Consider the following 24,616-nt stretch of genomic DNA (forward strand, 5'->3'; position numbering starts at 1 on the left):
TTATGTGCATAAAAAAAACGAACATTAAAACATAACTACTGATTCGGATTCTTGATTAATTTCCGTTACTTTCGTTACATTTTAACAATATATGGTTAATAAATATAAAGCGCTCTATTTAATATTTATTTATATTTTCTCCGTTGTTTAATCCGTTTTTTGTTAAACGAATACACAATTATATTATCTTTGCACTATTATCATTCATATTAGAATATGGACATTTTCATATCAATTTTAATTACTCTTTTATTCGTATTTCTTAATGGTTTTTTTGTTGCGGCAGAATTCGCAATAGTAAAAGTTCGGTCTTCCCAACTTGAATTGAAAGCTCAGGCAGGCAGTCGTGCAGCCGCTCTTTCAAAAAAAATAGTAACACACCTCGATTCCTATCTGGCTGCGACCCAGTTTGGTATTACCATTGCCAGCCTTGCTTTAGGTTGGATCGGTGAGCCTGTGGTATCCAAGATAATCAAAGAAGCAATCGGACTGTTCAATATTGAACTTGCCCCATCTGTGTTGTCTACAGTATCGCTGGTTACAGCATTTATTATAATCACTATATTGCATATCGTATTAGGAGAGTTAGCTCCTAAATCATTGGCTATCCAGCGTTCAGAACAGACAACGCTTGCCGTTGCATATCCTCTGCATGGTTTCTATTGGATTTGCCGTCCGTTCATCTGGTTACTGAATGGTATTGCCAATCTTGTACTCAAGATGATTGGACTGCATACAGTTTCGGAACAGGAAGTTTATAGCAGCGACGAGTTGCGCTATCTGGTAGATCAGGCAAAGGAAAGCGGGAAGGTAGACAGTACAGAATTTGATATTATCCAGAATGCATTTGATTTCTCGGAACGTACTGCGCGCCAGATAATGGTGCCGCGTACGCAGGTGGTATCTATAGATGTGAACGATTACGATGAAAAGACATTGGAATTTGTAATAGAAGAAGGATATTCCCGTGTACCATGTTACGAAGATAATATAGACAATACCATTGGGGTAGTCCATCTGAAAGATATATTGAAAAAGATGCGCATAAGTAGCGGGAATGTAAATATCCGTTCTATTATACGACCTGTTTCATTTACACCCGAGACAAAACGTATCGGTCAGCTTCTGAAAGAGTTTCAGGTAAAGCATCAGCAAATAGCGATGGTGCTGAACGAATATGGCGGAGTAGAGGGTGTTATCACTATGGAGGATATACTCGAAGAACTTGTCGGAGAAATACAGGATGAGTATGATAATGAAATCCCGTTTGTAGAACAAACAGGGGAAAATACATATTCGGTAATAGCCACGGCTGCCATATCCGATATCAACGATGAACTCCCGCATCCGATAGATAAAGATAAGCAATACGATACGCTTGCCGGATATCTTATCGATAAATTCGGGCGTATTCCTAATACGCATGATAAGCTGGAAGCAGAAGATTATCAGTTTACGGTGATAAAGAAAAATAAGACATCGATTGTTGTGGTTCAGCTAAAAGACTTAGTAGGAAAAGAGGAAGCAGATGATGCTGAGCAATCAAAGACCACTCAAATCTGATATCAATTTGAGAATTCGAAGATTAGCTAATTTGAAAATGAAACAGGTCAGATTTGCATGGTCTGTATAGACTCTGTAACTTGTAACTAAAATAAATGGATTTTAAACTTCAATATACTGACGGGCAAACCAAAGCCAGAGCAGGACTTATAACAACCGATCACGGACAGATAGAGACCCCTATTTTTATGCCGGTGGGTACTCAGGGAGCGGTGAAAGCCGTACATATGACCGAACTGAAGAATGATATCGAAGCGCAGATAATTCTGGGGAATACGTATCATCTGTATCTGCGTCCGGGATTGGAAATACTTAAACAAGCGGGCGGTTTGCATAAATTCAATAGCTGGGACAAGCCGATACTGACCGACAGTGGAGGATTTCAGGTGTTTTCTTTAGCCGAAAACAGGAAATTGACCGAAGAAGGCGCTATATTCCGGTCTCATATAGATGGTTCGAAGCACTTTTTTACACCGGAATCCGTTATGGATATTCAGAGGGTGATAGGCGCGGATATCATTATGGCTTTCGATGAATGTACGCCGGGAGATGCCGATTATACATATGCAAAGAAATCCCTTGATTTGACCGAACGATGGCTCGATAGATGCTTTACTCAGTTTAACGGCACAGAATGCGAATATGGGTATAAGCAGGCCTTATTTCCTATTGTGCAGGGATGTGTCTATCCTGACTTACGCCGCAGAGCCGCAGAAAATGTAGCCTCGAAAGGTGCAGACGGGAATGCGATCGGAGGATTGGCTGTGGGCGAACCTACCGAAAAAATGTACGAGATGATTGAGGTGGTAAACGAAATACTTCCGGCCGGTAAACCCCGTTATCTGATGGGGGTAGGCACTCCGGCCAATATACTGGAAGCTATAGAGCGGGGTGTGGATATGTTCGATTGTATCATGCCTACCCGTAACGGACGCAACGGGCAACTGTTTACCCGCAATGGTATAATGAATATGCGTAACAGGAAGTGGGCAAACGATTTTTCTCCGATTGAAGAAAATGGTGCATCATTTGTTGATACTTTATATACAAAAGCATATCTTCGTCATCTGTTTATTACGAACGAAATATTAGGATTACAGATAGCTTCAATACACAATCTTGCTTTTTATCTGCAACTGGTTAAAGAAGCCCGTGAGCATATTATAGCAGGGGATTTCTCCGGATGGAAGAAAGAAATGGTAGAAAAAGTGAGCAGGAAAATTTAAAGAATTAAGAATAACTTGTCTACTTGTAACTTGTAACTTGTAACTGCCCAAAGGGCGAAGTAACTAAAAATGAAAATACTTTCGATACTCGACAAATATATTATTAAGAAGTTTCTGGGGACTTATATATTCTCCATTATTCTGATTATATCTATTGCTGTCGTATTCGATATAAATGAGAAACTGGATAAATTTCTGGATAAAAAGGCTCCGTTGACAGCTATAATATTTGATTACTATGTCAACTTTGTGCCCTATTATACGAACCTGTTTAGTGCCCTGTTCGTATTTATAGCCGTTATCTTTTTCACCTCCAAACTTGCCGATAATTCCGAGATTATCGCCATGTTATCGAATGGGATGAGCTTCAAACGGCTGATGAAGCCATATATGATATCGGCGGGAATAATTGCGGTCTTTTCATTTGTTCTCAGTAGTTTTATAATCCCTCCTGCCAATGTAACCCGTATCAAGTTTCAGAACAAATACGTCAGGGATAAGAGTGTGGAATACGCTTCAGGGATTCAGCTTCAGGTGGATAAAGGTGTTATTTTATATATAGAGCGGTTCGATAATAAAACAAAGGAAGGATATAACCTGTCTCTCGACAAAATTGAAGATAAGGAACTTAAATCACGTCTGACAGCCCAACGTATAAAATACGACAGCGCGTATCACTGGGAACTGTATAATTACAAGATACGGGAACTGGAAGGTATGAAAGAGATAATCAGTAACGGGGATAAAATAGATACGACCTTGAATGTTGTGCCCAGCGATTTTCTGATATCTGTAAACGATTTCGAGCAAATGACCACTCCCGCGTTATATAAATATATACAGCGGCAAAAAGATAAAGGTATTGCGACGGTGGGTGAGGTGAGTATCACTCAGTTCGAGATTGAATTTCACAAACGTTTTGCTTCTGTATTTTCCGCGTTTATCCTCACTATTATCGGGGCCTCTTTGTCGGCCCGTAAAGTGAAAGGTGGTATGGGGCTTAATATAGGTATAGGATTAGGACTTAGTGTGTCATATATTATGTTCCAGACGGTCAGTTCGTCGTTTGCCGTATCGGGGACTATGCCTGCATGGTTGGCTGTGTGGGTTCCCAATCTGGTATTTATCGCGATAGCTGCATATCTATATTCCAGAGCTCCGAATTAAGAGTTAAAATTTATATATATGAGTACTGTAAATTATGACCTTAGTAAGATTAAGGCATTTATATTTGATGTAGACGGGGTTTTGTCTCCTGATTCTATTCCCTTGTCTCCCGAGGGTGAACCGATGCGCATGGTGAATATAAAAGACGGGTATGCCATAAACCTTGCCGTAAAACATGGATATGGCGTAGCAATCATTACAGGAGGCGATACGGAGGCTGTAAGGCTGCGTTTCTCGCGCTTGGGGATAAAAGATATCTATATGAAGTCGAAGATTAAAATACACGATTTTAACGACTATATTCAGAGGACGGGCTATAAACCGGAAGAGATTATGTATGCCGGAGATGATATACCTGATTATCATGTAATGCAGTCGGTCGGATTGTCTGTTGCCCCGGCAGATGCAGCACATGAAATAAGAAGCATAGCCCGGTATATTTCACATTGCAAAGGAGGGCATGGAGTTGCCCGTGATATAATAGAGCAGGTAATGAAAGTACATGGTAAATGGATGAGTGAGGAAGCTTTCGGCTGGTAGTAATATATTTGTCTATTAGCTCATTCTGTGAATGTTTTCGCTTATTAGCTTATATATTTCCTTTATCTTATCGTCTTCGATCATTTCCATATGCTTGTTAATGATATTCTTGTCGTAACGCATGGCGGGGCCGGTTTGTGCTTCACCGGGAGTTAATGAATGTACCTTCGATGCGGTTTCATCTATTAGTGGCAAAGCGACATTAAAGGGAAGATTCACTTTCTTCAGGAACAGTTCGGACAGAGTGTACATATGATTGGTAAAGTTACAGGCAAATACCCCTGTCAGGTGTATATATTTCCTGTCTTCGGACGATAGTTCTGATACTTTATCGGATAGTTGACCGGCAATAGCTTGCAATGTATTCAGAGTACAGGTATCGGATGCTTCTATGAAAACAGGAATATCAGGCCAGTCTACGATCCTGTCTTTACTGAATGTCTGGAATGGATAGATTACTCCATAGTTGTCTGTATATTTACTGAATATGTCTACAGGTACGCTTCCTGCGGTATGAATCCATATCCCGTCGTTTTTAGGTAATTGAGAAGCTATACTGTCCAGTACAGAATCTTTTACCGAAAAGATATACAAGCCGGCATCGTTGATTACCGAAGCTATATCGGTGACAGGAATCGCATTTACCCGCTCAGCTAAAGCAGATGCAGACTCCAGAGTGCGGCTATATACCTGTATAATATCAAAGGATTTTCTATACAGTTCTGTAGCAAGATGGGTAGCTACATTTCCGGCACCTATGAATACAACTTTCATCAGTTCTTCTTTGCGGTCAGTACCATTGCTACTCCTGCGATAATAAGGCCTAATGGGACTATCAGGTTGGAATAATTACTTAGCCAGCCGAAGAACAAGTCGGCATTAAGAAGGATACCTATTCCGAGGAATATCCAGCCTAGGATCTTTTTGGGTTGTATAATCAGAAATACGATTCCTCCTATAAGGAAGAATACACCGACGCTGATAAGTTTTTGTCCGTAAGGTATCTGCCTGAGAAACCCTAACTTGTCTAATAAGAATAATACCCCGAAGATAAGGATGGTTATTCCGTAAGATAGACGGTCGTTGGACGCTTTATTCGAACTTGTTGCCATAATTTTATTCGGCTAATTGGTCTATATTAAATTTACCGATATGTATCTTTTCCCATTGCAGCTTTTCCTTATCGAAAGGCGGACGCTCCTGGGCTTTGTGTCCTATTGCTATTACCGATAAGACCTGGAGCTGCATCGGGATATCGAATAGCTCTCTGATATATTCATCAGATGGAGTGTCGCTCATCGTATATCGTTCGCGTACCTGTACCCAGCAGCTTCCGAGTCCTAAGTCTTCAGCTTGTAACTGTATCATAATGGATGCTATGGAAGAGTCTTCTATCCAGACGTCGCTGGTAAGAGGGTTAGCCAGTACGACAATAGCCAAAGCACATCCTGCAATCAGTCTGCTACTTGATTTTTTACAGTAAGAGAGTTTATCCAGCATTTCTTTATCTTCTACCAACAGAAATTGCCAGGGATTGGCGCTTTTGGAGGCAGGGGACATCAATGCAGCTTTCATTATCATTTCCACCTGTTCCGGGCTAAGCGGTTCTTCCGTGAATTTACGGGTACTGCGCCGGTTTATTATCAGTTGTTGAAAATCAGTCATAAGAATATGTATTCAGCGTCTGGTAAGACGCTCTATTTCGTCACCAAGTTCCTCAACACTCTTAACACCTTCCGTGCTGTTACTGCGGAGTAGTATATTTAGTGTCTGCATGATTAGCTTTACATCCAGAGCCAGAGAATAGCCATTGATATACAGCAGGTCATATTTTAGTTTATCCCTTACCGAAGTATTGTATTTACCTTGTACCTGTGCTAATCCTGTCAGTCCGGCTTTTACCCTGTGACGAAGACTATATTCAGGCATTTCTTCACAAAACTGTTTAACGAAGAATGGGCGTTCGGGACGTGGTCCGACAATACTCATATCCCCAATGAGAATATTAAATATCTGAGGAATTTCATCCAGGCGGGTAGCCCTTAGGATATGTCCCAGTCTGGTGATGCGTTTATCTACATCCTGAGCTAAGACAGGACCGGAAATGGCTTCGGCATTCTCAACCATTGTCCTGAATTTGTATATTTTGAATACCTTATTATCACGGGTAACCCTTTCCTGTACATAAAAAGCTGTACCTCCTCCTATTTTTAGAGCCAGATAAACAAATACAAATGGAATGAAAAATATAACGAGTGCTATAATCCCTAAAAGAACATCGATGATTCTTTTGGTTGTTTCACTTCCTTGCGAAAGACCGAATTCCCTGACATCTAATACCGGAGAGTCGTCTATTTGCAGGAAGTTGGCATTAAATTGGAGTATCTCCAGATTTTTTGGCTGATAGAGAACAGTATGGTCGTTTTCGACACAGTAAAGTATTATTTCCTGTTTCAACGATTCTTCCACATCTTCTGTAATGAATGTAATATCACATTCGTCAATGAGTTCGTACACTTTAGGATATGCCGGCGAACAGACATGCTTGATTTGTGACCACATCCCTCTCGATTCCAGTAGTTTATAAGCAAGAGCCTGAGATTTCTCATAACCAATAACGAGTACTGATTTTCCCTTATTTACCCGGAAATACATACGGCTGGCAAATAAATGCCAAAAGGTTATGACTACCAGCTGAAAGATAGTTCCGGCCAAAAGTATACTCCGGGGGAATGCAAATTCCCGGATAAAGAAACTGATAGCCATTGTTGTAAACAAAAGTGATCCTACTGCCAAAACAACAGTGTAACCAACTCCAAAGAGAGTAAAGTCTTTAGGCTTGTCAAGCTCGAATATGTGGCTTAGAATAAGATAGCTGATGATGATGAAAGGAGCACTCGCTTTAAAAGCATTATAGTTGAGTGTGAAATTATCCAGAGCATCTTTGAACAGATAAAAGGCTAAGATATATGAACCGTAAATAACAGCCAAATCTATCAGGGGGATTATAATTCTATATCCTCTGTACCCGAATATCTTTTCTAAGATCTTATTCATTCTAATATAACCTACTAATAACAAAGAGAGTTATTACCTCATTATTTCTTTTTCGCTTTTCCTTTAGTCTTGGCAGCTTTTTCTTCAGTAGAGTTCACTATCTTCATTGATGCTTCAAAGTCAAGACTCTCAGGAGCTGTACCTTTAGGAATCTTGAAATTGCTTTTCTTATATGCTATATAAGGGCCATAACGACCATTTAGTATTTGCAGGTCGGCATCTTCCGTAAAGGTTTTAATCACCTTTTCCGCATCTTTTTTCCGTTTGTCCGTAATCAGAGGGATGGCCATACTTATATCTACACTAAAAGGGTCGTATCCTTTAGGTAATGATATAAATTTACCATCATGCTTAATATACGGGCCAAACCGGCCTGTACCCACACTAACATCTTTACCTTCGAACTCGCCTATTGAACGGGGAAGTTCGAATAATTTCAAGGCTTCTTCGAGAGTAATAGAGGCTATCGACTGAGTCTTCTGCAATCCTGCAAAAAGAGGTTTGTCTGCATCTTCCTGCACTCCGATCTGCGCCATAGGGCCAAACCGGCCTATCTTTACAGAAACCTGACGGCCCGATTTAGGATCGATACCCAGTATGCGTTCCCCTATTTTATGATCGGTTTGCATATTGGTCGCCGATTCTACTACAGGGTGAAATACTTTGTAGAACTTATCTATCAGCTTAGTCCAGTTTTCTTCCCCTTCAGCCACCTGGTCAAATTCTTTTTCCACATTGGCTGTAAAATTATAATCCAGTATGTCAGGAAAATATTCTGTAAGAAAGTCATTGACTACCATGCCTGTATCGGTTGGAATCAACTTCCCTTTGTCAGTTCCTGTTATTTCGGTTTTTTCGGAATCTGTTATTTTGTCTTTTTTTAGTGTCAATATATTGTACTGACGTTCTGTTCCCTCTATATTTGATTTTTCTACATATTCACGGTTCTGGATTGTCGAAATAGTCGGAGCATAGGTAGATGGACGTCCGATACCCAATTCTTCCAGTTTGCGTACCAATGAGGCTTCACTATAACGGCTGGGGCGTTGGGTGAAACGCTCTGTCGCAATACTTTCTTTCATATCCATTGCCTCCTGCGGTTTTACCGGAGGTAACAGGCTGCTTTCGCTGTCAATATTTTCATCGTCAGTTCCTTCAAGGTATACATGGAGGAATCCGTCGAATTTGATAACTTCGCCGACAGCGGAGAATTTAAGGTCTTTATTATTGGATATGCCTATTGTAATAGTTGTTTTTTCCAATTCTGCATCTGCCATTTGAGATGCGATGGTACGTTTCCAAATGAGGTCGTAGAGCTTCTTCTCCTGAGCTGTGCCGGATACTGTATGTTCCGATATATATGTCGGGCGAATGGCCTCATGGGCTTCCTGCGCTCCTTTGCTCTTGGTCGAGAATTGACGTACTTTGGAATATTGTTTTCCGTAAACAGATTCTATTTCATTTTTTGCGGTATTGATAGCCAGTCCCGATAGATTTACCGAGTCGGTACGCATATAGGTAATCTTTCCGGATTCGTACAGTTTCTGGGCAACCATCATCGTTAGTGATACCGGAAATCCCAGTTTGCGGGATGCTTCCTGCTGTAAAGTTGACGTAGTAAAGGGTGCGGCCGGTGATTTCTTCATCGGTTTTGTTTCCACGTCCTCTACTTTAAAACTGGCTTCTTTTAGTTTTTCAAGAAAGTCAAGCGCTTCTTTCTTTGTTTTCAGGCGCTTGCTTAATTCTGTCTTTATTTCAGTTTCAACCCCATTTTCTTTTTTTATAAAAACAGCTGTAACGCGGTAAGATGCTTCAGTCTGGAAAGCCTGAATCTCACGTTCCCGTTCTACGATAAGCCTTACAGCAACGGATTGTACCCGTCCTGCGGATAGAGCAGGTTTTACTTTACGCCAAAGTACAGGAGATAATTCAAAGCCTACAATACGATCGAGTACCCGGCGGGCTTGTTGCGCGTCTACAAGGTTAATATCTATTTGGCGGGGATTTTCTATAGCATGAAGAATTGCATCCTTGGTTATTTCGTGAAATGCGATTCTTTTTGTTTTCTTTTCGTCAAGTTTCAATGTTTTGAACAGATGCCAGGATATAGCTTCTCCTTCCCGGTCTTCATCGGAAGCCAGCCATACCGTATCGGCTTCTTTGGCAGCCTTTTTTAGTTCATCTACCACCTTCTTCTTGTCACCCGGAACTTCGTACAAAGGTGTATAGCCGTTCTCCAAATCTATCCCCAAGTCTTTCTTCTTCAGGTCTCTGATGTGTCCGTAACTGGACATAACTTTAAAATCTTTGCCCAGAAACTTTTCTATAGTCTTGGCTTTAGCAGGAGACTCAACAATTACTAAATTTTTTTGCATATATTAAGGCTTATCTTGTATTATCAGGATGAATAAATTATTACCCATTCAGAAAGTTATTTTTTCTAATTGAACCGCAAAAGTAATGATTTTGTTTTAAAAAGCAGAATAAAAAAAATGAACCCGAATAAAGGGCTGGATATTTAAGTTGTTAAGGCTTATTTTAACTAAAAGATAACAAAACCTTATTTTTCCTGTACTCTTATTCTGTGACAGCCGTTCTCTATTTTTAGTATATAGATAATTCAAATTCATTTTAATAAAAATACTCCGGTTCATATTTAATAAAAATGCTCCGGAAATAAATTCTTCAGAGCATTTTTTAGTCAATTAAATATAATAGGTTTAGCATCGGCTGTAAAATAAGAGAATCCGGTCTCTTCAAGTTTATAGACGGATAATATTTCTTTCACTATGGGAATGAAGGTCTCAAAATCGTATATAATGAAATCAATATATGAAAAATGAAAACCTGTAGCACCTCCCAGACTGTTAGCTATGCCATAGGGAATGACTGCCGCTGCAATTTTATCTTCTATTTCACCTCTGAAATTGACAACGTTCTCCCGGGGTATATTAATATTCTCGAAGAAAAGGAACCCGAAGATAACTCCGTTTTCTTTAGCTTCGTCAGATCGTTTATTTTCTCCGTTATAGTAATCATCTAATAAGGGTGTACATGAGGTATAGCCGGAAAATATATCCTCGCGTAATTTCCATCCTTCCTCCTGGTTCGGTTCCATCCTGTAACCGCTATATATTTCGCATGGGTTATCGAAGTTTGGCCAGCCATGATCTTTGATTGCTTTATCTATGAATGATCTGAAATCAGATATTTTCGAAGACCTTTTGTTTTGTTTTTCTTCTACAAAGTCAATATATCCGATGTATTCCATTGTATATAACTCTCCGATAAATTGATCGAGGTAGATGAAGAACATTGAATAACGTTTATTCTCATCCAATGTCATCAATTTAGGGCTATATAACTCGATGTTTATCTTGCTTTTATCATTATCAATTGCAGGGTAGATGATTATATCGTCTTCTCCCAGTCTGATATCGAACATATCTATTATTGCGCCAGGTTTGCCATGAGCTGGTTTTGTTGAATAAAAGTTCCAATATTTTAATAGATGTTGTGGTACATATTGGAGCCAGTAATGCAGTAGCATTAGCCGGGTACGATCTCCTTCAGGCGTTAAAATGAGCTCATACTTGCCTTCATTGTTTATTCCCATTTCGAAATAAACTTTATTAAAAGCAATTTGTAAAATACTATCCACAAAATTGAGAAGAGTCTCTCCCTCAACTTTATTATCCATCATTTCCCTAATTTGGTATTCTTCTTCTGAAAAGGATTTCCAGAATTTAGCTACCCTGTTTTTTAAAGAATCTTGCATATTTGTGTCTATATAATGTTCTGAACCAATGGCCAAAGATAGGGATTATAATTGAATGTTAAAATATTTGTTAATTTTTTTTATATTGCAATGCTGATAACACTTGGTAGCACTAAATAGCATAGAAGAAGCATTGAGCCTGTGACCTTACGCTTAAAATTTATATTATCAGAAGTTAAAATGCGAATATATTTTGTTTGCTGCATGTTTACTAAGAGCCTGAAATCGTCTTACCTTTTTTAGTCCAATGGATTTATACTATATATTCTGTTTATCATTATGAACGAGGTGAAAAATCTTCTGAAAAAAGAATTTTTGTATCTCAACATACAAAAAAAAATAAAAAGGCAAGACGATTTCAGCCTCTCATATTTCAAAAGACGATACAGTTCTTAATTGCTGTACATTGTTGTATAAATGAAATATCGGGAGATATTTTATTGCGATATGTAACACATAATTTATAACTCATAACTCATAACTTTTTATTATCTTTGCCCTCAATTTTTTTAATGCATGTTTTATACACACTATGAGTAAGCAGTTTTCAGAATACAATCGGTTTAACTTGTCCGATATCAACAAAGAGATATTGGAAAAGTGGGATAGGGAGAACATATTCCAACAAAGTCTGGATGTACGCGCTGGAGCTCCGTCGTTTGTTTTTTACGAAGGACCTCCATCGGCAAACGGAATGCCCGGTATTCACCATGTAATGGCACGTGCAGTAAAAGATATTTTCTGTAGGTATAAGACAATGAAAGGTTTTCTGGTCAACCGTAAGGCCGGATGGGATACACATGGCTTGCCTGTGGAGCTTTCGGTTGAGAAAAAATTAGGTATAACCAAAGAAGATATCGGTAAAAAAATATCGGTAGAAGAATATAATAACGCTTGCCGCAAGGAAGTGATGAAATATACCGGAGAGTGGGAAAACCTGACCCGCATTATGGGGTACTGGGTAGACATGAACGATCCTTATGTAACATACGACAGCCGTTATATAGAAACGCTTTGGTACTTACTGAACGAATTATATAAGAAAGGATACCTTTATAAAGGATATACTATACAGCCTTATTCTCCTGCTGCGGGTACAGGGCTTAGTACACACGAATTGAACCAGCCCGGAGCATATCGCGATGTAAAAGATACGACTTGTGTAGCGCAGTTTAAGATTAAGTCACCAAAAGCGGAGATGTCTCAGTTTGGTGATGCTTATTTTCTTGCATGGACTACTACTCCGTGGACATTGCCTTCGAATACGGCTTTGGCAGTAGGGCCGGATATCACTTATGTTGCCGTTCAGAGCTACAATCCGTATACAGGCAATAAAATGACTTCTGTGCTTGCAAAATCGCTTATATTCAGCATGTTCAATGAGAAGGCCAAAGATGTCGCGCTGGAAGACTACAAGCAGGGAGATAAACTGATACCGTATAAGATAGTAGGAGAGTGGAGAGGTTCTGATCTTGTAGGTATGGAGTATGAGCAGCTGATACCGTGGATGAATCCGGGTAATGGTGCGTTCCGTGTACTGGCCGGAGATTTTGTAACTACAGATGATGGTACCGGTATCGTGCACATAGCGCCTACTTTTGGAGCGGACGACGCCAGGGTTGCGAAAGAAAATGGGGTGCCGGCTTTGTTGCTGTTGGATAAAGATGGCAATCAACGCCCAATGGTAGACCTTACAGGTAAATACTTCCGTCTCGAAGATATCGACCCTGAATATCTGAAAACGAATGTAAATGTAGATTTATATAAAGAATACGCGGGCCGTTATGTAAAGAATGAATATGACGATACACTGCCTGCCGATGCCAATACGCTCGATATAGACCTTAGCGTAATGCTCAAGCTGGCTAATCAGGCCTTTAAGATAGAGCGTCAGGTGCATAATTATCCGCACTGCTGGCGTACAGATAAACCTGTGTTGTATTATCCGCTGGATAGCTGGTTTATACGCACTACAGCCAGTCGCGAACGTTTAATGGAACTGAATGAAACGATCAACTGGAAGCCTCAGTCTACAGGTACAGGCCGTTTTGGTAAATGGCTGGAGAATCTTCAGGACTGGAATCTGAGCCGTAGCCGTTATTGGGGTACACCTTTGCCTATATGGAGGACAGAGGATGGCAAAGAGGAAAAATGTATCGGCTCCATAAAAGAACTCTATGCAGAAATGCAAAAGGCTGTTGATGCCGGATTTATGAAAGAAATACCTTGGAAGGGTTTTGAAATAGGAAATCTGGACAAGGCTAATTATGAGAAAATAGACCTGCACCGCCCATATGTGGATAATATAGTATTGGTTTCGGAGTCGGGCAAACCGATGAAACGTGAGGCTGATCTTATAGACGTATGGTTCGATTCGGGCGCTATGCCGTTTGCACAGGTGTTTTATCCGAATATAAGTGAAGAGGAGTTCTCGAAAGTTTATCCTGCCGATTTCATAGCAGAAGGGGTTGACCAGACCCGCGGATGGTTCTTCACACTGCATGCTATATCTACAATGGTAAAGGACAGTATATCATTCAAGAATGTCGTTTCCAATGGCCTTGTATTGGATAAGAATGGTAATAAAATGTCTAAAAGCCGAGGAAACGGAGTAGATCCGTTCTCTACAATCGAAAAATATGGCTCCGATCCGTTGCGCTGGTATATGATTACCAATGCTTCGCCTTGGGATAATCTGAAGTTCGATATAGAAGGGGTAGAAGAAGTACGCCGTAAATTTTTCGGAACATTATACAATACTTATTCGTTCTTTGCATTATATGCCAACGTGGATGGTTTCACTTTTAGCGAAAAGTTGATACCTGTAAACGAAAGACCGGAAATAGACCGCTGGATAATATCTCTGCTGAACACACTTGTAAAAGATGTGGATGAGTATTATGAAACATATGAGCCAACAAAGGCCGGACGTGCGATCTCTGATTTTGTGAATGACAATCTGAGTAACTGGTATGTCCGTCTGAACAGAAAACGTTTCTGGGGTGGCGAAATGACAAAAGATAAATTGTCTGCTTACCAGACGTTATATACATGTCTTGAGACAGTAGCAAAACTGATGGCTCCTATTTCTCCGTTTTACTCGGATAAACTGTTCTGTGACTTGATCGCAGTGACAGGAAAGGAAAAAGCACCATCGGTACATCTGTCGGATTATCCGGCATATGACGCTTCCGTTGTGGATAAGACTCTGGAAGAACGTATGCAGATAGCACAGGATATATCATCGGCAGTATTGGCTCTCCGTCGCAAAGAGAGTGTGAAGGTACGCCAGCCGCTTATGCAGATAATGATACCTATCCTAAACGATAAGCAGGAACAGGATATAGAAGCCGTGCGCGACCTTATATTGAATGAGGTGAATGTGAAAGAGCTTAAATATGTCGGTGGTTCGGAAGGTATTTTTGTGAAGAAGGTAAAACCGGATTTTAAGAAACTGGGGCCTCGTTATGGTAAGATAATGAAGCAATTAGCTGTTGAGGTACAGAATATGCCACAGGATGCAATTGCCGCATTCGAAAAAGAGGGCAGCTATACTTTCGATGTGGAAGGGCAGACAGCTACGATAGAACTGGCTGATGTAGAAATAATATCGGAAGATATACCCGGCTGGCTGGTCGCTAGTGCAGGAAAGTTGACAGTGGCACTGGATGTAACCATAACTGAAGATTTACGAAAAGAAGGTATTGCCCGCGAATTGGTGAACCGTATACAAAATATCCGTAAATCGAGCGGTTTTGATATAACAGACCGGATAAATATAAAAATATCTGATCAGGAGCAGATAAGAAGTACAGTATCAGAATATAAAGAATATATAGCATCGCAGGTGCTGGCTGATAATATAGAGCTTGGAAATGTGGAAAACGGTCAGGAAATTGACATGGATGATTATATTTTACAGGTGTCTGTAGATAAAGTCAGATAAAAGGATTATCTTTAATAAAATTAAAACAGGATGTTTAACTTTTAAAACGTAAAGTTATGGCAGAAAAAACAAGATACACAGACGAGGAATTGAACGAATTCCGTGATATTATCCTCGAAAAGCTAAATAAAGCTAAGAAAGAATACGATGAATTGAGAGCGGCTATAACAAATGCCGACGGGAATGACGTAACTGATACTTCTCCTACTTTTAAAGTGTTGGAAGAAGGGGCATCTACTTTATCGAAGGAAGAAGCTGGACGTCTGGCTCAACGCCAGATGAAGTTTATACAAAACTTGCAATCGGCGCTTATCCGTATAGAGAATAAGACATATGGCATCTGCCGTGAAACAGGTAAGTTGATTCCGAAAGAACGTTTACGTGCTGTTCCTCATGCTACTTTAAGTATCGAGGCTAAGAACAGCGGAGTAAAATAATAAGAAATAAGCCGTAGATGAAGAGGAAGAAAAAATAGATGTAACGATATTTCTGTTTTTTCTTCGTTTTCTTTACGGAACTAGTATATTAATTGTATGGATAATAAAAATCGGGGGCTGATCGCAATATTAGTTATTGCATTAATTATAATTATAGACCAGGCATCCAAAATCTGGGTAAAAACTCATATGTCTCTTTACGAGTCCATTGAGATTACCAGTTGGTTCAAGATTTATTTTGTAGAGAATCCCGGTATGGCTTTTGGCTGGAAGCTGGGAGGTAAATTGTTCCTCTCGTTATTCCGTATTGTGGCCATTTTCTTTATAGGCTATTATCTGTACAGATTGGTTAAGCAAAGTTATAAAGGCGGTTATATTGCCTGTATAGCCCTTATTCTTGCAGGAGCATTCGGTAATATTATTGACAGCGTATTCTACGGGGAAATATTCTCTGCCAGTTATCAGGGACATGTTGCGTCATTTGTTTCGTTGGGAGAAGGTTATTCCAGCTGGCTTCACGGAAATGTAGTGGATATGCTTTACTTTCCGCTTATAAATGGAACATTCCCGTCGTGGTTCCCTGTATGGGGAGGAGAAGACTTTATCTTTTTCAGCCCTATATTTAATATTGCTGATTCTGCTATTACGGTCGGTATTTTTATACTTCTTATTTTCTATCGCAAGACATTATCGGTATCTTTGGAGAAAAAAGATAAAGCCTGATTATGCAACAACGTACAGTCATTTATTTCATTCTGGCTATAGTGGTACTTCTCAACTCGTGTGGGAGGAGGCCCCGTTATGTTATGCATGAAGATAAAATGACAGATGTCCTTTATGATATACAACTGGCGCAGTCCATATATCGGAGCGGTTCGGATTTCAATAGCGATGAGAAGAAAGATGCCTTATTGAACGGAATACTCCAAAAGCATAATATTACGCAGGCGGAGCTCGATTCTTCATTGCTATGGTATTCGGATAATGTAGAAATTTATAATACGATCAACGATTCTGTTGCCTCTCGTCTGAGGGCCGCAAGTAATGCGATGACATCGGCCCGGTCGAATGTTTTGGGGCATAATTATTCAAATTATCTGGTACCGCCTCTCTCTTATCTGAATGAGCAAACGCCTACCATGTCGTTTTATATAGACTCTAACAAGATAAAAACAATCGATTTACCAAAATTCTCACTAAGGTTTGATGTGCAGGGCGTGAGCTCATTACAAAATGCGGAGGCTGCTGTTTTCTTTACATATAAAGATACATTGGTAAAAACAATTGTACCGATAGCTGAGAACAGGCGGTATATATTTGCTAAACCGCAATTAGCTGACAGCCTGTTGAAGAATATATCAGGTTATGTGCATGTGAAGAATAAGATAAAAGGTATATCGTCGGATGTTATATTATATAATATTTCATACATAGATTCAATAGCTGATGTTAAGCCTGTATCGGAAGAAATATCAAATTCTACTCCTTTAGCGCAACCGGTGGATAAGCCGGAAATCACTACGGCTACAGATACGCAAATAAAACCCGATGCGTCGAACGATAAAGAGGTGACGCCACTATCTGTAACCAATCCTCAGAATAATGACAGGAAGATAGATAATCCGCCTGTCATATCAAGAGATAAGGCCAACAGAAATCCGGCGGTCAATAGAGGACGAAATCTCAATTCTTCAAAAAAGGAAGACGAAACAAAATGAAACGTTATTTTTCCCACTATACATTTATTTATCCGGATATTTATCTTAGAAACCATATCGTGGAGATAAGTGACGATATGAAGCAGATCAGCTTTTTTCCTTTCGACAGGGAAATAGAAAGAACCGAATTTTACTCGGGTTTACTCATTTTTATTCCGGAAAATAGCTCTGATAAAACAGGCCATATTATCTCAGAGGCGAAATTAGCTGTGATTACGGATGCAAACTATTCGGGCGATACCCATATCCAATCGGATACATGCTTCCGCTTATACCACGAAGAAAATGTCTGATTGTTTTTAGGATACTAACTCACCTTATAATATAGAACATTCATATATTTTACTACCTTTACACATCAAATAAAGGTCGCAGGCCTATTTGTTTTATTACTTATTATCTGTATCAGTAACAATTTGCAATAACTAAATAATGCTGTATTGAATACTGTCTTTTACTTAAATAGCTTTTGATGAAAAGGATTCTATATTTCATGCCCGATTTATCTTTAGAGAACAATGCCGGAAACAGAACACGGGTCTTATCCTTATTAAAGTATTTTAAACAACGTAACTTTAAGGTTGATTATTTCGGAGTTAAGGATTGGTGTAAATGGGAAGACGGAGACGATGAACGGATGATGAGTACAGGTTTGATTGACCGTGTTTTTGTCGCAAGTCGTAAACCGCCGAAAAGCCAGTTTCTGAAACGCTTGTTCTATAAGATTCCGGAATATTTCAAACGGAAATTTCACGGAATAGACAATGTAGCTCTTAGAAACCTTTCATCGTTCTATTTATGTAATCAGTTCAACAAAGTGCTGAAAGAAAACCAGTATGATTATATTCTCGTAAATTATTCTTCATGGGCTAATATTATAAGGGATAAAAGATACCGGAAAGGAGCATATACAATTATAGATACGCACGATTTCCTTACTGTGCAGGAATATGGTATTCAAAAGAAAAGGCTGGGGCGGATTTTTGAAGAAGAAATGAAGCGATTGAGTCTTTTTGATGAAGTTTGGGCTGTATCGGTAGATGAATTTTATATATTCTCCCAATTTTTGAAAAATACACCACGTCTTGTGCCTAATATCCCTTTGTCTGACATGGCGACACACATACCATCTGCTGATTCGGAAAAAAAGTATGACCTCATTTATGTGGCAAGTGATAATAACTGGAACCGGAAGTCTGCGCAATGGTTTTTATCGGAGGTATATCCGTTGCTCCCCAAAGATATTACAATTTGTATCATCGGAAAGATAAATGAGCATATTAAAGGTGATTACCCCAATATAACAAAGGTTGGATTTGTAGAAAGCCTTGGGGATGCGTATGCCAGTTCAAGAATTTCTATATGTCCCATGCTTGGAGGTACAGGTATAAAACTGAAAGTTATAGAAGCGATGTCTTTTGCTCTGCCTGTTGTATGTACTTTGAGAGGAATCGATGGCCTGCCTAATAAGATAAATAACGGATGTCTGGTGAGTGACGACGCTGAAGAATTTACTGCTAATATAATTAGATTGCTGGAGGATAAAGAATTATACCGGCAACAAAGTCAGCAAGGCTATGATTTATATAAGGCTTATTTCAACCCGTTTGTTCGCTATAGGCAGTTAGACGAAATATTCAGGGTAAATGAAAGCTGACGCATCTTTTACTTATTAGAGATTATAGGATTTAATAACAATGAAATTACTGATACTTACACCTTATGTGCCTTATCCGATAAATTCGGGAGGAAACCAGGGTTTTTTCCGGCTAATAGATATACTTAGGAAGTATATTGATGTCAGCATTATATTATCGGTTAATCCATCAGATTCTGATAATGTAAAGGTTTTACAAACATTGTGGAATGATGTGAAATTCCATGTATACCGGAAGGGGGAATATAAATCTGAGGTAAACAATCCTTCATATTATAATTTTCTGAAAAACCTCAGAGCTTCGGTCGACCGTAAGCTGAAGCGCCAGCAGGCATCTGCTGATGATATTGTTCGCCGGCATTCTACGATAACCACATCAGACTTTTATATGCCGTTTGAAGAAGGATATGTTAACTTTGTACATGATGTGATTGATGCCGGAAGTTACGATCTGATTCAGGTCGATTTCTTTGAATATATTAATCTGGTAAATGCTTTACCTGCGGATATAAAAACAGTGTTTATACATCACGAGCTAAGATATGTGAGGGAAGAGTGTGAATCGAACCTTTTCAGGAAGCACACCCCGATGGATTTATTCTTGTATAATTATACTAAAAGTTTTGAGATACAATGTCTGAATCAGTATGATGCCGTGGTGACAGTAACGGATGTAGATAAAGAAAAGCTGCAAAAAGAATTGAATCCCGGTATTATTATTGAATCTTCCCCTGCTATTATCGATGCGAAGCAGGTTGATTTTTCAGGAGAATTTAAATTTAATGACCGCCTTGTTTTTCTGGGAGGCAGTGACCATTTCCCTAATCTGGATGCGATAGACTGGTTTCTGAATAATTGCTGGAACGAGCTTCTGGAACAAAATCCGATGTTGGAATTGAACGTTATCGGTCAGTGGAAATCGAGAATATCTAAAGGCTATAAAGAGCATTTTAAGAATGTACACTTCAAAGGGTTTGTAGAAAATTTGCAAAATGAATTACAGAATTCAATAATGATTACTCCAATTCGCATTGGTAGTGGTGTAAGGATGAAGATACTGGAGGCTATGAATTACGGAAGCCCTTTGGTGACAACATCTGTAGGATGCGAAGGCATAGGGTTGGATAATGATAAAGACTGCTTTATAGCTGATGACAGCAAGTCTTTTATTGATGCAGTCCTGAAATTATCCCGGAACAATATTCTTTGCAATGAATTCCGCCGGAGTGCGAAACAGAAATTTGATGTTCGCCCCGATTCTGCACAGCTGGCTGAAATAAGATTGAACATATATAAAAAGATACTGTCGGATTCTATTAAATAGTCCGCCGTCATATGGAAAATAAAACACTACCTATAGTCAGCATAATTATTCCGGGATATAACCACGGAAAGTACATCAGGCAACGGATAGAAAGTGTACTGAACCAGACTTACAGGGATTTTGAACTGATTATACTCGATGATTGCTCTGCTGACAACAGTCGTAGTATCATTGACGAGTATGCAGCTGACGATAAGGTATCCCATATTGTATATAATGAGGTGAATACAGGCTCTACCTTTACTCAATGGCAGAGAGGTTTCTCTCTGGCTCGTGGGGAATATATATGGATAGCAGAAAGTGACGATTACTCGGAACTTACCTTTTTAGAGAAGATGGTTCCTTTACTGGAGGCTAACCCGGATTGTAATGTTGCCTTTTGTTGCTCCTATGCAGTGGATGAGAATGGGAATATATTACCTGACGATTGGGACAGGAATAAGGAGAAAAGATATACTGTAAATAAATTTGAAGGAAGAGCCTTTATTAAAGGCCGGATGCTGTTTAATAACAGCATTTACAATGCCAGTATGACACTTTTCAGAAAGTCTGTTTTAGATAAGATTGGAAATCAGTATGCAGAGTACAGATATTGTGGCGACTGGTTTTTCTGGAACCGTGTATGCCTGCAAGGCGAAGTTATCAGATACTGTGATAAGCTTAATTATTTCAGACAACATTCTAATAAGGCCACGCCGAGAGCCAAATCGGAGGGATTGATTTTTACTGAAGGCAAATATGTTATTGAAGATCTCACACAGAATTTACATTTAAGCCCTCTGCAAAGTTCTATTATCAAAGGGCGGTTTTTAAAACGGATTATAGCATCGAAGGACTTTAAGGCAGTAGAAGTAAAAAAAACAGTATTGAAAGAAGTTGAAGACTATCTCAATTGTGGAAGATTTTCCATTTTCCTCTACGGACTGGATAAGTTATTAAATTTCTCGTCATTGAATATAAGAAAGAACAGGTATCTATGAAGAAGAATAAACCAAAAGTATCTCTTATAATTGCCACATATAATTGGCCGGAGGCTTTAGATCTATGCTTGTCTAGCGTTGCCTTACAGACCGTTTTACCGGATGAGGTAGTGATTGCTGATGATGGTTCCAAAGAAGCTACAACCACTTATATACAAGAGAAAAGTAAGGGATTTCCTTGTCCGGTTGTTCAAGTCTGGCACGAAGATATCGGTTTCAGGCTTACTGTTATACGGAATAAAGCAATTGTGAAAGCAACAGGAGATTATATCATTCAGATTGACGGGGATGTGATTTTGAATAAGCATTTTATCGAAGATCACCTGACAATGGCACAGGAGAGTTGCTTTGCCACAGGCAGCCGCATTATGATGACGCGGGAATTAAGTACCGATCTATTGAAGGGGAAATCTGTCGCAATCAATCCTTTTACCAAAGGTCTGAGAAATAGACTGAATGCCTGTAGGTCTTCTTTACTAGCGAACTACTTTCGTTTCAGGTACAAAAAAGACAGTCCCCATTATATGAAAGGATGTAATATGGCATTCTGGAGGAAGGATCTATTGGCTGTGAACGGTTATAATGAGGATATGACAGGATGGGGCTATGAAGATAATGAAATCGCTGCCCGGCTTATAAATTCCGGAATAAGAAAGCAATATCTTAAATTTTACGGGATCGTTTATCATATCTACCATCCTCTTAGCAGTCATGACAGGGAAACGATAAATGCCGATATTTTCAGGGATGCTGTGAAAGAGGAAAGTACTTATTGTAAAAATGGATTGGATAAGTATTTGCCGGCAATAAGTAATGACTAATTCATTCTCTTTATTTCATTAATTGCCTTCGAGAATTTGTCGAGGATGCTATCCCATCCATAGTTAGCTTCTACATATGAGATACCATTGTTAACCATCGCATCCTTTTCCTTATCTGTCAGATTTAATAATTTATCCAGTGCTGTCGCATACTCTTCTTTGTCATAATAGACATAACCGGCATGGCTGAGTTCGATATGTTTCTTTAGCACGTCACAATAGCCGTTAGCTAATACGGGTTTACCCATAATCATGGCTTCCAGAGTCACCATGGAAAGGCTTTCATATGGGGATGGAATAATAAGTCCCGTACAATTCTCCAGATAGAATGATTTCTCCTGTTCGCTGATGAAACCTGTATATATGATATCATCCGATGTTTCTATCTCGTCCATGAAGTTTTTGCCGATAAGAACGAGTTTTACATCATTGATATACTTTTGTTTGAAATGCTTGAAATATTCAATTAATGTCTTACATCCCTTGGCCTCATGTATTCGTCCGATATAGACAAAATAAGGATAATCGATGTTGGGTTGTTCTTCGGGAGTTAATGGTTCAGACTCAGGCTTGTCCCGCCCTACACCGGCAATATCTGATTTTATTTTCTTTGCAACGGGATGTGCGGCTTCCACCCAATCTTTTTCTGATACGGAATTGTACATAATGAACGCCGGAGAGGAAAATATTTTATCAAAACCTCTTAAATGGAGAGAGGTATCATCATGTGCAATCGGAATAAGAATACTTTTCCCGGCGACACTTCCAATTCCGGCATAGGTAGTATATTGGTAATAAAGGAAAAAAATGAAAACATCGTACTTTTCTCTATTTGCCGCTATATGATTTACCAAGGCAGGACTGTAAGCCCCTTGTAGTTCGACCCAACTATTGAATATCTTATCAATATCCTTATCCCTATACTTGATCTTCTTTATAGTGAGCTTGAGAAAATTGGATAATGTGAATCTGGCTTTTTTATAGATACTGTTTTTATCCAGATAACGGAGCCATTTATTTTCATTAGTTCTGTCTTTCGGTTCAGATTCAAATCTTAGAATTTGTATACCGTTGATTATATCCTCACCTTTAGGGTAATAGGTATTGTTTTTACGGCTGTCATCGTTTTCGCAGGATGTGAGTACTGTTACATCAAATATCTCATTCAAGTGCTCTGCCAGATAGCGGGCGTGTAATTCGGCCCCACCATTTATTTCTTTACCATACCGGGAGATTACAACAGCAACTTTTGACTTTCTTGTTTCCATTCCGGTTATCTGTTCTGTTACAGTTGGGTGTATAGACTTTGGTAAACCGCCATCAATGCGGCGGTACAATTCTTATCTGAGAATCTTTTCACATATTCCAGGCCATCTGTTACCATTTGTTTACATGCAGCTTCATCATTGAGTAATCTTTTTATTTGAAGAGCCAGTTCATTGACATTACAAGGATCTACATATACCGAATGCGGGCCACCCGACTCTTCAAGGCATGATCCGGTTGCACCAATTACAGGTACACCTGAACTTTGAGCCTCTATAATTGGTATTCCGAAGCCTTCGTATAAAGACGGGTATATAAATATACGGGCAGATTGCAATATTGCTGGCAAATCAGTCAAAGGCACATTGCTAATAAGGTGCACACGATCTGATAAGCCGTGTTCCGCTGCATAATTTAATACAGTCTGCGCATATTCTTTTTGCTTGCCGATAGCTATAAAATGGACATCGGGAATCTCTTTCATAGCCTTTACTATCAGGAGGATATTCTTACGTTCTTCTATACTACCGATAGACAGAAGGAATTCAGCAGGAAGATTATATCTGGCTTTTACTTCTTTCTTTTTCATAGCATCTGCCTGTTCTCTGAAGACAGGGAAGCAACCCTGATAAACGACTTCTATTTTTGAAGGCTCTATACCGTAGAATTTGATAATATCTTTTTTAGTACACTCGCTGACAGCTATAACCTTGTCTGCTACCTTGCATGCATATTTGGCTTTAATATTATAAATTGTTCTGTCGACCAAAGAATAGAATTCGGGGTATCTCAGAAATATAAGATCGTGTATCGTAACAATACTTTTAACTCCGGTTCTGTTTATTCTGAATGGTAACTCATTGCTTAATCCATGATATATATCAATATGTTCCCTCTTAATATCCTTGACAATCCCCATAGTACGCCAGAATGGTTTGTGGGTGTGCTTTAATGAATAAACAGTTTCATCTTGGTGTGTATCATTCATTTTACTTTCATCATGAATTTTGGGGATGAAAAGTTTATAAATATTATTGGGATAATATTCCATCAGGTTGGAAATTACAAATCTGCTGTAATTACCTAGTCCGGTAAAGTTTGAAACTGCTCGCTTGGCATCAAATCCAATTCTCATA

The 24,616-nt window shown here is 39.2% G+C and carries 21 protein-coding genes; 13 read left to right on the top strand and 8 right to left on the bottom strand.

The genetic code is table 11. From position 1 onward, the window contains the following. Positions 1–216 precede the first annotated feature (216 nt). The 4 genes from B3317_RS07205 to B3317_RS07220 all read left to right on the top strand — a co-directional run bounded on the left by B3317_RS07205 (position 217) and on the right by B3317_RS07220 (position 4,496). Positions 217–1,563: a hemolysin family protein gene (locus B3317_RS07205; protein WP_291110118.1), complete on the top strand. Its 1,347-nt coding sequence runs from the start codon at positions 217–219 to the stop codon at positions 1,561–1,563. Positions 1,564–1,658: 95 nt separating this feature from the next. Beyond that, positions 1,659–2,789, top strand: coding sequence for a tRNA guanosine(34) transglycosylase Tgt (gene tgt / locus B3317_RS07210; RefSeq protein ID WP_291110120.1), 1,131 nt, complete (start codon positions 1,659–1,661; stop codon positions 2,787–2,789). 69 nt (positions 2,790–2,858) lie between these two features. Further along, positions 2,859–3,956 (top strand): LptF/LptG family permease, encoded by a 1,098-nt coding sequence (locus tag B3317_RS07215; RefSeq protein WP_291110123.1) that lies wholly within the window; start codon positions 2,859–2,861, stop codon positions 3,954–3,956. An 18-nt stretch (positions 3,957–3,974) separates the two neighbouring features. Next, the gene (locus B3317_RS07220) at positions 3,975–4,496 is read left to right on the top strand and encodes a KdsC family phosphatase (protein ID WP_291110125.1); all 522 of its coding nucleotides are present in this window, start codon (positions 3,975–3,977) and stop codon (positions 4,494–4,496) included. Between the two features lie 15 nt (positions 4,497–4,511). Here B3317_RS07220 and B3317_RS07225 read toward each other — a convergent pair whose 3' ends face one another. The 6 genes from B3317_RS07225 to B3317_RS07250 form a co-directional block, all read right to left on the bottom strand. After that, the gene (locus B3317_RS07225; protein WP_291110128.1) at positions 4,512–5,270 is read right to left on the bottom strand and encodes a Rossmann-like and DUF2520 domain-containing protein; all 759 of its coding nucleotides are present in this window, start codon (positions 5,268–5,270) and stop codon (positions 4,512–4,514) included. Continuing rightward, a complete protein-coding gene (locus B3317_RS07230) occupies positions 5,270–5,608 on the bottom strand; it encodes a LiaF transmembrane domain-containing protein (protein WP_291110131.1) in 339 nt (112 codons plus the stop codon). Before B3317_RS07230 ends, B3317_RS07225 begins: the two co-directional genes overlap by 1 nt. A gap of 4 nt (positions 5,609–5,612) precedes the next feature. Then, positions 5,613–6,161 carry a nitroreductase family protein gene (locus tag B3317_RS07235; RefSeq protein WP_291110133.1) on the bottom strand — a complete coding sequence of 183 codons (549 nt, stop codon included), beginning with the start codon at positions 6,159–6,161 and terminating at the stop codon, positions 5,613–5,615. A 12-nt stretch (positions 6,162–6,173) separates the two neighbouring features. Beyond that, a complete protein-coding gene (locus tag B3317_RS07240; RefSeq protein WP_291110135.1) occupies positions 6,174–7,553 on the bottom strand; it encodes a sugar transferase in 1,380 nt (459 codons plus the stop codon). Between the two features lie 41 nt (positions 7,554–7,594). Continuing rightward, the gene (gene topA / locus B3317_RS07245; protein WP_291110137.1) at positions 7,595–9,928 is read right to left on the bottom strand and encodes a type I DNA topoisomerase; all 2,334 of its coding nucleotides are present in this window, start codon (positions 9,926–9,928) and stop codon (positions 7,595–7,597) included. Positions 9,929–10,254: 326 nt separating this feature from the next. Then, a complete protein-coding gene (locus B3317_RS07250; RefSeq protein WP_291110139.1) occupies positions 10,255–11,331 on the bottom strand; it encodes a hypothetical protein in 1,077 nt (358 codons plus the stop codon). A gap of 532 nt (positions 11,332–11,863) precedes the next feature. Here B3317_RS07250 and ileS point away from each other — a divergent pair. The 9 genes from ileS to B3317_RS07295 all read left to right on the top strand — a co-directional run bounded on the left by ileS (position 11,864) and on the right by B3317_RS07295 (position 22,214). After that, the gene (gene ileS, locus B3317_RS07255; protein WP_291110141.1) at positions 11,864–15,277 is read left to right on the top strand and encodes an isoleucine--tRNA ligase; all 3,414 of its coding nucleotides are present in this window, start codon (positions 11,864–11,866) and stop codon (positions 15,275–15,277) included. Positions 15,278–15,333: 56 nt separating this feature from the next. Then, complete coding sequence (locus B3317_RS07260; protein WP_291110144.1) at positions 15,334–15,714, top strand: TraR/DksA family transcriptional regulator; 381 nt, start codon at positions 15,334–15,336, stop codon at positions 15,712–15,714. A gap of 96 nt (positions 15,715–15,810) precedes the next feature. Beyond that, positions 15,811–16,437 carry a lipoprotein signal peptidase gene (locus tag B3317_RS07265; RefSeq protein ID WP_291110146.1) on the top strand — a complete coding sequence of 209 codons (627 nt, stop codon included), beginning with the start codon at positions 15,811–15,813 and terminating at the stop codon, positions 16,435–16,437. 2 nt (positions 16,438–16,439) lie between these two features. After that, the gene (locus B3317_RS07270; RefSeq protein ID WP_291110148.1) at positions 16,440–17,432 is read left to right on the top strand and encodes a DUF4296 domain-containing protein; all 993 of its coding nucleotides are present in this window, start codon (positions 16,440–16,442) and stop codon (positions 17,430–17,432) included. Next, entirely contained in the window at positions 17,429–17,725 is a 297-nt protein-coding gene (locus B3317_RS07275; protein ID WP_291110151.1) for a hypothetical protein, read from the top strand. The genes B3317_RS07270 and B3317_RS07275 overlap by 4 nt, the downstream gene beginning before the upstream one ends. A gap of 179 nt (positions 17,726–17,904) precedes the next feature. After that, positions 17,905–19,089 (top strand): glycosyltransferase, encoded by a 1,185-nt coding sequence (locus B3317_RS07280; protein WP_291110153.1) that lies wholly within the window; start codon positions 17,905–17,907, stop codon positions 19,087–19,089. 40 nt (positions 19,090–19,129) lie between these two features. Further along, entirely contained in the window at positions 19,130–20,413 is a 1,284-nt protein-coding gene (locus B3317_RS07285) for a glycosyltransferase (RefSeq protein WP_291110155.1), read from the top strand. 11 nt (positions 20,414–20,424) lie between these two features. Next, positions 20,425–21,393, top strand: coding sequence for a glycosyltransferase family 2 protein (locus tag B3317_RS07290; protein ID WP_291110156.1), 969 nt, complete (start codon positions 20,425–20,427; stop codon positions 21,391–21,393). Then, entirely contained in the window at positions 21,390–22,214 is an 825-nt protein-coding gene (locus B3317_RS07295; RefSeq protein WP_291110158.1) for a glycosyltransferase family 2 protein, read from the top strand. Before B3317_RS07290 ends, B3317_RS07295 begins: the two co-directional genes overlap by 4 nt. On the opposite strand, the gene B3317_RS07300 is transcribed toward B3317_RS07295, so the two are convergent. Together B3317_RS07300 and B3317_RS07305 are read right to left on the bottom strand one after the other, a co-directional pair. Beyond that, positions 22,211–23,482 carry a glycosyltransferase family 4 protein gene (locus B3317_RS07300; RefSeq protein WP_291110160.1) on the bottom strand — a complete coding sequence of 424 codons (1,272 nt, stop codon included), beginning with the start codon at positions 23,480–23,482 and terminating at the stop codon, positions 22,211–22,213. The genes B3317_RS07295 and B3317_RS07300 overlap by 4 nt on opposite strands. A 17-nt stretch (positions 23,483–23,499) precedes the next feature. Continuing rightward, a complete protein-coding gene (locus B3317_RS07305; RefSeq protein WP_291110162.1) occupies positions 23,500–24,615 on the bottom strand; it encodes a glycosyltransferase family 4 protein in 1,116 nt (371 codons plus the stop codon). Between the last annotated feature and the right edge of the window lies 1 nt (position 24,616).

Origin of the sequence: Dysgonomonas sp. UBA7710, from assembly GCF_002482385.1 — a bacterium.
Taxonomy (GTDB): domain Bacteria; phylum Bacteroidota; class Bacteroidia; order Bacteroidales; family Dysgonomonadaceae; genus Dysgonomonas.